Source organism: Geodermatophilus sp. SYSU D00703, assembly GCF_054050155.1.
In genome coordinates, this window is record NZ_JBJGYU010000028.1 from 1 (window position 1) to 11,318 (window position 11,318).

At 75.8% G+C, this 11,318-nt stretch carries 9 protein-coding genes; 4 read left to right on the forward strand and 5 right to left on the reverse strand.

The annotated features are described in order from the left end of the window. Nucleotides 1–636 precede the first annotated feature (636 nt). The gene (locus ACI782_RS20365) at nt 637–2,055 is read right to left on the reverse strand and encodes a selenium-binding family protein (protein WP_456911910.1); all 1,419 of its coding nucleotides are present in this window, start codon (nt 2,053–2,055) and stop codon (nt 637–639) included. A 239-nt stretch (nt 2,056–2,294) separates the two neighbouring features. On the opposite strand from ACI782_RS20365, the gene ACI782_RS20370 reads away from it, so the two are divergent. Continuing rightward, the gene (locus ACI782_RS20370; RefSeq protein ID WP_456911911.1) at nt 2,295–3,002 is read left to right on the forward strand and encodes a dienelactone hydrolase family protein; all 708 of its coding nucleotides are present in this window, start codon (nt 2,295–2,297) and stop codon (nt 3,000–3,002) included. Between the two features lie 12 nt (nt 3,003–3,014). Here ACI782_RS20370 and ACI782_RS20375 read toward each other — a convergent pair whose 3' ends face one another. Next, the gene (locus ACI782_RS20375; RefSeq protein ID WP_456911912.1) at nt 3,015–4,904 is read right to left on the reverse strand and encodes a bifunctional sugar phosphate isomerase/epimerase/4-hydroxyphenylpyruvate dioxygenase family protein; all 1,890 of its coding nucleotides are present in this window, start codon (nt 4,902–4,904) and stop codon (nt 3,015–3,017) included. After that, on the reverse strand, nt 4,888–5,772 hold the full coding sequence (locus tag ACI782_RS20380) for a shikimate dehydrogenase (RefSeq protein ID WP_456911913.1): 885 nt from the start codon (nt 5,770–5,772) through the stop codon (nt 4,888–4,890). Before ACI782_RS20380 ends, ACI782_RS20375 begins: the two co-directional genes overlap by 17 nt. Nucleotides 5,773–5,932: 160 nt before the next feature. On the opposite strand from ACI782_RS20380, the gene ACI782_RS20385 reads away from it, so the two are divergent. The 3 genes from ACI782_RS20385 to ACI782_RS20395 all read left to right on the forward strand — a co-directional run bounded on the left by ACI782_RS20385 (nt 5,933) and on the right by ACI782_RS20395 (nt 9,743). Beyond that, nucleotides 5,933–6,607 (forward strand): TetR/AcrR family transcriptional regulator, encoded by a 675-nt coding sequence (locus ACI782_RS20385; RefSeq protein ID WP_456911914.1) that lies wholly within the window; start codon nt 5,933–5,935, stop codon nt 6,605–6,607. 266 nt (nt 6,608–6,873) lie between these two features. Further along, nucleotides 6,874–8,226, forward strand: a complete 1,353-nt coding sequence (locus tag ACI782_RS20390) for an MFS transporter (protein WP_456911915.1) — start codon at nt 6,874–6,876, stop codon at nt 8,224–8,226. 83 nt (nt 8,227–8,309) lie between these two features. Next, entirely contained in the window at nt 8,310–9,743 is a 1,434-nt protein-coding gene (locus tag ACI782_RS20395; RefSeq protein ID WP_456911916.1) for a carboxylesterase family protein, read from the forward strand. Nucleotides 9,744–9,765: 22 nt separating this feature from the next. Here ACI782_RS20395 and ACI782_RS20400 read toward each other — a convergent pair whose 3' ends face one another. After that, nucleotides 9,766–10,611 carry a hypothetical protein gene (locus ACI782_RS20400; protein ID WP_456911917.1) on the reverse strand — a complete coding sequence of 282 codons (846 nt, stop codon included), beginning with the start codon at nt 10,609–10,611 and terminating at the stop codon, nt 9,766–9,768. A gap of 224 nt (nt 10,612–10,835) precedes the next feature. Further along, nucleotides 10,836–11,177: a UBP-type zinc finger domain-containing protein gene (locus ACI782_RS20405; protein WP_456911918.1), complete on the reverse strand. Its 342-nt coding sequence runs from the start codon at nt 11,175–11,177 to the stop codon at nt 10,836–10,838. Nucleotides 11,178–11,318: the final 141 nt, after the last annotated feature.

Below are 11,318 nucleotides of genomic sequence, written 5' to 3' on the forward strand. Positions count from 1 at the left end.
CCCCGCCTGGCGCTCACCGACGCGCGGACCGGCGCCCTGGCCGCGCTCACCGACCTGCCCGGGCTGCGCCGCGCCACGCACTGCGGCCGGCCGGCCTGCCGCCGCCGGCCCGACCGGTGCGGGCACGAGCTGACCGGCCGGCCCGGCCTGGGCCCGCCCGGCCCACCGGCGGAAACCGGTCCGGCGCGGCCCTGGACCGGTACGTCCGCGCCCGCGACCGCCGCTGCCGCTTTCCCGGCTGCGCCGCCGCGTCCCGGCCGGCGGCGAGCTCGACCACGACCGCCCCCGGCCCGCCGGCCCGACCAGCGCGGCCAACCTGGCCGGCTACTGCACCCCCGACCACCGGTGCAAACACCAGGCCCCCGGCTGGACCCACCGGCTCGACCCCGACGGCACCCTCACCGTCACCACCCCCACCGGCCTGACCGCGGTCACCACACCACCGCCCTACTGACGGCGGGCGGCGGGGGCAGAGGGGGCAGCGGCAACCGGCCGCGTCCACCAGCGGCGGAACGGAGTCGGTCGGCGGAGGCCGGCGTGAGCGGTCAGCGGCAGGGAGTCGGCCGGCGGAGGCCGCGGGAGACGGTCAGCGGAAGCCGGCCGCCGCCGGCGGAGGCGGTAAACGGCAGGAGTCGGTCAGCGGTAGCAGTAGGAGTCGGAGGAGGCGTCCCCGCCCTGCAGCCGTGTCTGGTGCGGTCGCAGGCCCCGCCAGTCCTCGCCGTGCGGGAAGAACCGCTCGTCGAGGCTCATCCCACCCGACTGCGGATCGGTGTCGATCTTGGCCATCCACGACCCGACGCCGGACGGGAAGAACTGGTCGTCCCAGGCACCGTAGAGGGAGTTGGTCAGGTAGATGCGCCGGCCGTCACGGCTGATCTCGACCATCTGCGGCCCCCCGGCCAGCGCCTTGTCCGGTGCGGCCGGGTGTGCGGTCTTGCGGACGATGCCGCCGAGGTGGACCGACCCGACCTCACGGGGCGCCGCCGGGTCGGAGACGTCGTACTGCTTGAGCTCCCCGGTGCCCCAGCAGGAGACGTAGAGCATCCGGTCGTCGACGGAGAGGTCGATGTCGGTGACCAGCGGCGGCACCGCGGAGAACGGCTTGAGCGCCGGCGGCAGGTCCTCGGGGTCGGCCGGCTCGGGCGGGATGGTGATGACCTTCTCGGCCTTCCACTCGTCGCCGTCGCGGAACCACCGCCACACCGATGCCGACAGGTCCGCCGTCGACACGACGACCCCGGCGAAGCCCCAAGTGGCCTCGGGGTCGTGCGAGGGCCGCAGCTCCAGCACCATCTGCTGCTCCGCACCGAGGTCCACGGTCTGCAGGTGCCGGCCCTCGGCGAGGTCCCAGAAGTGCAACTGGTGGCCGTACTCCCCGCCGAGCAGCAGTTCGGGCACCAGCCCGTCCTCGACCATCGACGGCGTGCCCCACTCGCTCGAGACCAGCGTGTTCTGGTTGAGGTGCCACCAGGCGTCGTAGGCCAGGAACTGCGGTCCGCGGTCGGTCTCCCACGCCCGCAGGACGTCGAAGGTGTTGTGGTCCAGCAGGGCGATGCCGCCGGGGCCGTCGCCGTCCTGCGCGCTCCCCAGGCAGGTGAGGAAGATGCCGTCCGGCCCGCAGTGCAGCGTGTGCGGGCGGGAGTAACCGGCCTTCTCGGCCAGCTCCTTCGCCTCGATCGTCTTGTGCAGCGTGGGACGGCGCGGGTCGGGCTTGGTGTCGAAGACATGGATGTTCGAGCTGCGCAGCCCGGGCAGCAGCAGGTAGCGGCGCTGCAGGCCGTCGTGGCCCATGTCGTGGCCCTCGTGCTTGAGCGCGCTGGAGCAGGCGTTCCAGCCGAAGTGGTGCAACTCGTCGCCCACGGTGGGCAGGTCCGCCCAGCCGACGATCTGCCCGTAGGTGGGGGAGTCCGCGTCGGTGTCGACCACGGTGAGCGCGTCGGGCTTCTGCCCGGCCCGGTCGAACGCGACCACGTACGCCAGCTGCTCGGTCGGCGCGGCGATGGCCTCGGCCGCACTGCGGTAGAACGTGGGGTCGGTGCCCGTCGCTGAGCTCATGGGGGTCCTCCTCGACTGCGCGGGAGGCTCGACCTTCCCGCCGTCGGCCCCCCGAGGGAAGGCCTCGGTGCGCGCCCGGGCCGCGGCGCCCGGCGCGCGGTTGCAGCCCGCGGTTCCGCCGTCCTGGCCGGTGGCGGGCCTGCCCGAGCAGCCCGCGGCACTCGCGCACGTCCTCCTCCGCGACCTGCCGGCACCCGGGCGGATCGGTAGCGTCCGACTCCCGGCGGAGGGAGACCCAGGTGCCCGAGAGCACGATCCCCGGCGCGGTCAGCGCCCCGCAGCTGCGCGCCCACCTGGCCGTGCCACCGGTCGGGGAGGGCCCGTGGCCGGGCGTGGTGGTCGTCCACGAGGCGTTCGGGCTCACCGACGACGTCCGGGCGCACACCGACCGGCTGGCCGCTGCCGGCTACCTGGCCGTGGCACCGGACCTGTTCACCGCCGGCGGGCTGCGCTGCCTCAGGCGGACGTTCGGCGACCTGTTCCGGCAGGAGGGTGCGGCCTTCGGCGACCTCGAGGCCGCCCGCCGGTGGCTCGCCGACCGGCCGGACTGCACCGGCCGGGTGGGGATCGTCGGCTTCTGCATGGGCGGTGGCTTCGCGCTGCTGGCCGCCACCCGCGGCTTCGACGCCTCGGCGCCCAACTACGGGATGCTGCCGAAGAACGCCGAGGAGGTGTTCGCCGGCGCCTGCCCGGTCGTCGCCAGCTTCGGCCGGCGCGACCGTGCGCTGCGCGGGGCGGCCGAGCGGCTGGAGGGGGTTCTCACCCGGTACGGCGTGCCGCACGACGTCCACGAGTACGCCGACGCCGGGCACTCGTTCCTCAACCGGCACAACGTCGGCCCGTTCGCCGTCCTGGAGCGGGTCGCCGGGCTCGGCTACCACCACCCGTCGGCCGAGCACGCCTGGGCGCGGATCCTGCGCTTCCTCGACACGCACCTGCGCGGCTGAGCGCCGCCGGGGTCAGCGCTCCACGGGCGTGCGCGCGGCCTGCCGCTGCCGGCGGTGCGCCGCCATCCGGACCGGCGCGTCGGCGGTGCCGTAGCCGTCGTACCCGCCCATCCGCTGCACGACCTCGACGAACACCCGGTCGCCGAGGACCTCGGTGGCCAGGTGCAGGTACCCACCGTGCGCGTCCTCGTCGTAGAACAGGCCGTGCTCGCGGATCGCCGCCAGCAGGTCGCCGGGCGGGTCGAGCCGGGCCTCGAGGTCGTCGGCGTAGTTGGCCGGCACCGGCAGCAGCGGCGCGCCGGCCGCCCGCAGTGCCCGGGCGGTGGCGACGATGTCGTCGGTGGCGAACGCGACGTACTGCGGCTCGGGGACGCCGGGCGCCCACCCGCCGCGCCGCAGCGCCGAGACCGACAGCGCCAGCCGCACCGCGCGGTCCGGCCCGGTGACCGCCCGGGTGCGCACCAGGCCGAAGGGGGCCGCCAGCTCGGTGACCTCCTGCGGCTCCAGCCCGAGCACCGCCCGGTAGAACAGCCCGGCCTCGTCGAAGGCGTCGAACGGCTGGGTGAGGCCCACGTGGTCGACCCGGGTCAGGCCGGCGCCCGGGCCCGCGGTCGCGCCGGTGGGCAGGAAGTCCGCCGGCCAGCCGTCGGGTCCGGTGCGGGTGAAGAACACCTGGGTGCCGTCGGGGGCGGCGACCGCGGACAGCTCGGCCTCCGCCACGCCCCGGGTGCGGGGCAGCACCGGGGCGCTCATCGCCTCGGCCCGCGCCGCGGAGCGGCCGGGGTCGGTGCTCTCCAGTCCGAGCGCCGCGACGGAGGCGACGCCGGTCGCCGAGGGCCGGACGACGGAGGCGTTGAGCAACACCCGCGCCTCGCCCTGCTCCCACAGCTGGACCGGCTTCGAGCGGTGCTGGCCGGTGTGGGTGAACCCGAGCGTGCCGAGCACCGCCGCCACCTGCGGCCCGGAGACGCCGTCGACGGCGAGCTCGGTGAACGACCAGCCGGACAGCGCCGGCGCGGGCGGCGGGGTGTGCAGGTGGGCGGGCGGACCGGCAGCGGAGGAGCGCAGCGCGAGCGCCTCCTCCAGCCACTGCAGCGACCGCATCGCGTCGACCGCCGTCCGGGTGGGGTCGGCCTGCCGGTAGACGTCGTTGAAGACCTCCAGCGACAGCGGCCCGGTGTAGCCGGCGGCGAGCACGCGGGCGAGGAACTCCGGCAGGTCGAACGCGCCCTGGCCGGGGAAGAGCCGGTGGTGGCGGCTCCACTGCAGGACGTCCATCCGCAGCTGCGGGGCGTCGGCCAGTTGCAGGAAGAACAGCTTCTCGGCCGGGACGTCGACGAAGCCGGCCGGGTCCCCGCCGCGGGAGAGGACGTGGAAGCTGTCCAGGCACAGCCCGAGGGCGGGGGAGTCGCCCCGGCGGACGGCGTCCCAGGACGCCTCCCACGTCGACACGTGCGTGCCCCAGGCCAGCGCCTCGTAGGCGATGCGCGCACCGCGCTCCCCGGCGCGGGCTGCGGCGGTGGCCAACTGCTCGGCGAGCGCGTCGGGGTCGGCGACGGCGTCCGGGGCCACCGAGGAGCAGACCAGCACGGTGTCGGCGCCGAGGGCGGCCATGACGTCGAGCTTCCGGTCCAGCCGCCGCAGGTTGCGGGCGAAGCGGTCGGGGTCGGTCGAGTCGAGGTCCCGGAACGGCTGGTAGAGGTCGATCGACAGGCCCAGGTCGGCGCACCGCCCGGCCAGCTCCGCGGGGGACCAGGGGGAGGCGACGAGGTCGGGCTCGAACACCTCGACGCCGTCGAACCCGGCGGCCGCGGCCGCCGAGAGCTTGTCCTCGAGCGTGCCGGAGAGGCAGACCGTCGCGATCGCCCGCCGCGGGCGAGCCCGCTCAGCCGATGCGGACATCGGGCCCGCTGACCAGCGCGGTGAAGTGCGCGAGCATCCGCTCGGCGTCCGGCTCGACGCCGGTGAACAGCCGGAAGGCGTCGACCGCCTGGAAGACGGCCATCCCGCCGCCGTCGAGCACCCGGCACCCGAGGTCGCGGGCGGTGCGCACCAGCTGGGTCTCCAGCGGGCGGTAGACGATGTCGGCCACCCACAGGTCGGGGCGCAGCAGGCCGGCGTCCACCGGCAGGCCCGGGTGCGCGGCCATGCCGGTCGGCGTGGCGTGCACGAGACCGTCCGCGTCGCGCAGCGCGACCTCGACGCCGGCCAGGTCGCCCCCGGTGGCCCGGGTGTCGCCGAAGCGCTCGCTGAGGGAGCCGGCCAGCTCCACCGCGCGCTGCGCGTCGACGTCCACGACGGTCAGCCGGGCGGTGCCCAGGGTGAGCAGCGCGTGGGCCACCGCCGCCCCGGCGCCGCCGGCGCCGAGCAGGACCACCCGGTCCAGCGCCGCCTCCGGCAGGCCCCGGTCGAAGGCCCGGGCGAAACCGGACCAGTCGGTGTTGTGCCCGACCGCCCGGCCGTCGCGGAGGACGACGGTGTTCACCGCACCCAGCGCTTCAGCGTCGGGGGAGAGCTCGTCGAGGTGCGGCAGCACCAGCTGCTTGCACGGGTGGGTCACGTTGAGCCCGTCGTAGCCGGCCAGCCGGGCGGCGGCCAGGATCTCGCCGATGGCCGTGGCCGGCCGCTGCAGGACGTCGAGGTCGAGCCGCCGGTAGAGGTAGCGGATGCCGAGCTCGTCGGCCTCGCGCTCGTGCAGCGGCGGGGTCAGCGAGGGGCCGATGCCGCTGCCGACCAGACCGACCAGGAAGCTCTGCGCGCCGGAGGTCATGGACCGTCTCCTGCCTATGTACCAGTTGGTGAGTTGTCTACAGGGGACCACATCGGGCGGCGTCCCGCCAGCCCCCGGCGTGATCCGGACCACGGCGCCGCAGCGGGTTCCCGGCGGCACCTACGCTTCCCCGGGACGGACGTCGCAGCGGGAGGGCCCAGTGGTCGCGCAGCACTCGGAGGGCGAGCCCCTCGCCGGCTCGGGAGCGGCACCCGAGCGCACCCGGGACGCCGACCGGACGCGGGCGGAGATCCTGGCCGTCGCCACCGCGGAGTTCGCCGACCGCGGCTACGCCGGCGCCCGCATCAACGAGATCGCCGACAAGCTGAGCACCACCAAGCGGATGATCTACTACTACTTCGGCGGCAAGGAGCAGCTCTACGTCGCCGTCCTGGAGCAGGCCTACAGCCGCATCCGCGCCGTCGAGCAGCAGCTCGACGTCGAGCACCTCGACCCGGTGGAGGCCATCCGCGAGCTCGCGGGTCTGACCTTCGACCACCACGAGGCGCACCCGGACTTCATCCGCCTCGTGAGCATCGAGAACATCCACCGCGCCGAGCACATCGCCCGCTCCGAGGTGCTCGCGAAACTGGCCAACCCCGCGCTCGACGTCCTCGGCCGGATCCTCGAGCGGGGCTGGGACGCCGGGCTGTTCCGCGACGACGTCGACGCACTCGACGTCCACCAGGTGATCAGCGCGTACTGCGTGTTCCGCATCGCCAACCGGCACACCTTCGGGGTCATCTTCGGCCGCGACATGCTCGACTCCACCCGCCGCGACCACCAGCGGCGGGTGCTCGGCGACCTCGTCGTCGACTGGCTGACCGGCCGCTGACCCCCCGCTGACCAGCGCCGCCACAGAACTCGACGTGTGCGGCTTGACATGGTGACGGCCGTCACCTCACCATCTGGTACGTAACCAGTTGGTACATAAGCCGCTGGCGACACCGCACCGGCCCAGCACCCCGGGTCAGGGCGGCACGGGGAGCCGGGGATCCCGGCCGCCGCCCGCAGCACCGCACCGCCGACAAGCCGGGTACCTCCCGGACGCCCCTCCGGCACGACGAGATCGCTGCCGCCGCGCCTCCCCAGGAGACCGACATGAGCACGACCCCCGCCACCGGTGGGACCACCCATGAGCACACGCCACGCAAGGCCGCCGTCGCCAGCTTCGTCGGCAGCATGCTCGAGTACTACGACTTCTTCATCTACGGCGCCGCCGCCGGGCTGGTCTTCCCGCAGGTCTTCTTCCCCGAGAGCGACCCCAGCACCGGGATCCTGCTGTCCCTGGCGACCTTCGGTGTCGCCTACGTCGCCCGGCCGCTGGGCGCGGTCGTCATCGGCCACTTCGGCGACAAGGTCGGCCGCAAGAAGATGCTCGTGCTGACCCTGCTGCTGATGGGGGTCTCGACCTTCCTCATCGGCGCGCTGCCGTCGTACGGCGCGATCGGGGTGGCCGCGCCGATCCTGCTGGTGCTGATGCGGGTCCTGCAGGGGCTCTCGGCCGCCGGCGAGCAGGCCGGCGCGAACTCGATGACCCTGGAGCACTCGCCCGAGGGCCAGCGCGGGTTCTTCACCAGCTTCACCCTCGTGGGCACCCAGGCCGGCCTGATCCTGGCCAATCTGGTCTTCATCCCGTTCGCCCTGCTCCCCGAGGAGCAGTTCCTCAGCTGGGGCTGGCGGATCCCGTTCTTCCTCTCCGCGGCCGTCGTCGCGGTCGGCTACTGGGTGCGCCGCTCGCTGCCCGAGACGCCGGAGTTCGAGCGGGCCAGCGAGGAGCACGAGGTCGCCAAGCTGCCCGTCGCCGTCCTGTTCCGCGACCACTGGGCCGCGGTGCTGCGCGTGATCCTGTGCGCGCTGGTCTCGGTGGTCAGCACGATCGTCGGCACGTGGGCGCTCGCGCAGGGCACCAGCGAGGCCATCGGCATGGAGCGGTCGACCCTGCTGTGGATGATCGTCGTGGCGAACGCCATCGCGCTGGGCACGCTGGTGCTGTGGGCGCGACTGTCGGACCGGATCGGCCGGCGGCCGGTGTTCGTCTTCGGCGCCCTGGGCTCGGCCGTGGCGATCTTCCCGTTCCTGTGGGCGGTGCAGCAGGGCAACGTCGCGCTGGTCTTCGTCTTCGGCATCCTGATCTCCGGCGTCACCTACTCGGCGGCCAACGGCATCTGGCCCTCCCTCTACGGCGAGATGTTCGACACCCGGGTCCGCTACTCCGGCATGGCGATCGGCACGCAGATCGGCTTCGCCCTCGGCGGCTTCTCGCCGCTCATCGCCGCCGCGATCGTCGGCGACGGCCCGGACGGCTGGGTGCCGGTGGCCGTCCTGACCGCGGGTGCCGCCGTCGTCGCGGGCCTGTGCGCGCTGACCACCCGGGAGACCGCGCACGTGCCGCTCGAGCAGCTCGGCCGCAAGGACGCCGCCCCGCGCGACCGCGCCCTGGTCGGCGCATGACCCACCGAGCCTGCGGGCCCCGGCTCACCGGCCGGGGCCCGCAGTCGTGTCCACCCCGGAGGTCGAGCACGTCCGTCCCCGTCGTGACCACCACCGGGCCGGTCGTCGGCCGGCTCGCCGGCGGGATCCGGAGCTGGCGAGGCGTCCCGTACGCCCGCGCCGGGCGCTTCGACCCGGCGGACCGGGTGGCGCCCTGGCGCGAGCCCCGGGACGCCACGGCGCCCGGCCCCGTCGGCGTCCAGCACCTGCCGAACGGGACGATCGTCGGCGTCGAGGAGTGCCTCACCCTCGACGTGTACGCGCCGGCCGGGGCCGACGGCCCGCTGCCGGTGCTGTTCTGGGTCCACGGCGGCGCCTTCCGGACCGGCGCCGCCGCCGACTACGACGGGTCGGTGCTCGCCGCGGCCGGGCCGGTGGTCGTCGTCGCGGTCTCCTACCGGCTCGGCCCGCTGGGCTTCCTGCAGCTGGGCACCGCCGACGACCCCGAGCCGAGCCCGGCGATGACCGACCTGCTCGCCGCCCTCGACTGGGTGCAGCGGGAGGTGGCGGCGTTCGGCGGCGACCCGGGGCGGCTCACGCTCGTCGGGCAGTCGGCCGGGGCCACCCTGGTCTGCGCGCTGCTGGCCACGCCGGCCGGGCGCCGCGCCCGCGCCGCGATCGCCTTCTCGATCGGCGGCCTGCCCCAGGAACCGGCCGAGAGCGCGGCCGTCGCGGACCGGGTGCTGGCCCGGCTGGGCGTCGCCCGCACCGACCGGGCGCGGCTGCGGGAGCTGCCCGCCGAGGCGCTGCTCGCGGCCGCCCGGGAGGCGGGGGACGCCGCGCGGCAGGAGTACCTCGGCGGCGTCCTCTTCGCGCCCGTCCGGGACGGCGTCGTCCTGCCGGAGCTCCCGGTGGACGTGGCCGCCCGCGGCGACCTGCGGGACACCAGGCTGTGGCTGGGCTCGTGCCGCGACGAGATGGCGGGGTTCCTGCAGGGCGGCGCCGACGACGCGGCCTTGGTGGCCCGCCACCACGTCGGGGACGCCGCGTTCGACCGGCTGCTCGGTGTCTACACGGCGACCGCGCGACCGGGGGAGGACCCGCTGCACGCGCTGCTCACCGACGAGATGTGGGTGCGCCCGGCCTGGCAGCTCGCCGAGGCGCAGGCGGCGGCGGGCGGCCGCGCGTGGCTGAGCCGCTTCGACCGCGCGCCGGTCCTCCCGCCGTTCGACCGGCTCGGCCCCACCCACGGCGCGGACAACGCCTGCCTGTGGGCGCACCCGCCGCGGTTCGTCGAGCGGCCGCTGCTGAGGCGCCCCGCCGCGGACATGGGCCCGGCCGACCTCGCGGTCACCGCGGCCCTGCACGACTCGGTGCTGTCCGTGGTGCGCGGCGGGACACCGGCCGTCGGCGTCCTCGAGCGGTGGCCGTCGTACGAGCCGGCCGCCCGCTGCACGGCACTGTTCGACGCGGTCCCACGCGTGGTGGCGGACCCGGACGGCGCGCGCCGGCGTGCGTGGGAGGACGTCGGCGGCTGACTGCCTGGGGTGCCGCCGCCGGTCAGCGGAGCTCGACCGTGACGGCCGGGCTGGTCAGCGTCGCCTTCAGCGCGCCGACCAGGCCGAGGACCGCGGTGGCCACGGCGAACCACGCGCCGGGGCCGAGCCTGCCGGGGCTCCAGCCGGCGCCGGCGAAGACGACGAGGACGCCGACGGTCACCGCCTCCGCGACGAGCAGCGCCAGCACGCCAACCACCCGGTGCGTGCGCGCGCGGCGGAACAGGAACAGTCCCAGCACGAAGAAGACGCCCCCGCCGACCACCACCACGAGCGGCGGCCAGACGTCCCTGCCGGTGAGCTCGTCGATGCCGCGGAACGCCTCGAGGACCGCCACCAGGCCGGCCGTCCCCACGTTCTGGCCCCAGGGCAGCCAGAGACTCACGCCCGCGGCGATGCCGGCGAGCACCAGGGCGGTGCCGGCGACCTCGTCGGTGCGGGGGAGCACGACCAGTCGGAGCGCGGCGTCGGCGGCACCCGCAGTGGGCTCGGCCGCTGCGGGAGGCGGGCGCTCCGCGACGGCGATGCCGGCCGTGCCCGCGACGCCGGCCGTGCCCGCGACGCCGGCCGGATCCCCGACGCCGGCCGGATCCGTACCGCCGGCCGGATCCGTACCGCCGGCCGGATCCGCACCCCCGCCCGGCGGCTCGGCCGTGTCGGCGACCTCGGCCGGGAACCCCAGGACGGTCGGGCCGGTGTCGGCTGCTCCGGGGGCCCCCACGGTCTCGGGCACGGGGACCGACATCGGGATGGTCGAGCCGTCGTGCGCGTCCGACGGCGGGGGGAGCGGATCGCGACCGCGCGGGGCGGGCGCGGGGGAGCGGGCGGGCAGCTGCTGGGGCTCGGTCACCGGTGCCTCCGACGACGCGGGCGCGGGGAGACGCCCGTCGGGTCCGAGGGTAGGGCCGGCGGCGCCGCGGCAGGGGTCCGTCCGGAACGGGACCGAGCGGAATCCCGGCGCGTCGCGCCCGGCGTGTCAGGCGGCCCGTCCGGGGCGCCACCCGGGCCCGGTGACCCGCTGGAGCGGCCACCTCCAGGGTCCCGCGCCGAGCGTGGGGGGAGGGCGGTCCTCCTTCAGTGCAGCAGGGACCGCCAGTCGGCGGGCACCCGCCCGCGGGGCCCGGGCGCGGGTTGGTCGGCGGGGTGGGCGAGGGGCGGGGCCAGGTCCGGGCCGGTCACCTGCCGCTCGGCGGCGAAGTCCCAGAACCAGCCCTCGCCGGGCTCGTAGCTGCGGACGATGGGGTGGCCGGTCGTGGCCGCGTGCTCCCGGGCGTGGCGGGACGGCGAGGAGTCGCAGCAGCCGACGTGCCCGCACTGCGCGCACCGTCGGAGGTGGAACCACCAGCCGCCGGTGGCGTCGCACTCTACACAGCCGGGCCCGCTCGGCGGCACCGACGGGTCGATCCCTGCGGCCATGGCGGCGTCCTCCTGTCCGACGGCGGGTGTCCACCGTAGGACCCCGGCTCGCGAACGGGTGTCCCGAGGGCACGGGAGCGGGCTAGCGTGGCCGCGGCAGCCCCGGCGACCGGCGTCGTCCGCCGGCGGGGGCTGCGCCCC

Bases quoted from the DNA above. Each gene is read 5' to 3' on its own strand.
- ACI782_RS20405 (WP_456911918.1), bottom strand. From the start codon at position 11,177: ATGGCCGCAGGGATCGACCCGTCGGTGCCGCCGAGCGGGCCCGGCTGT.
- ACI782_RS20365 (WP_456911910.1), bottom strand. From the start codon at position 2,055: ATGAGCTCAGCGACGGGCACCGACCCCACGTTCTACCGCAGTGCGGCC.
- ACI782_RS20380 (WP_456911913.1), bottom strand. From the start codon at position 5,772: ATGACCTCCGGCGCGCAGAGCTTCCTGGTCGGTCTGGTCGGCAGCGGC.
- ACI782_RS20390 (WP_456911915.1), top strand. From the start codon at position 6,874: ATGAGCACGACCCCCGCCACCGGTGGGACCACCCATGAGCACACGCCA.
- ACI782_RS20375 (WP_456911912.1), bottom strand. From the start codon at position 4,904: ATGTCCGCATCGGCTGAGCGGGCTCGCCCGCGGCGGGCGATCGCGACG.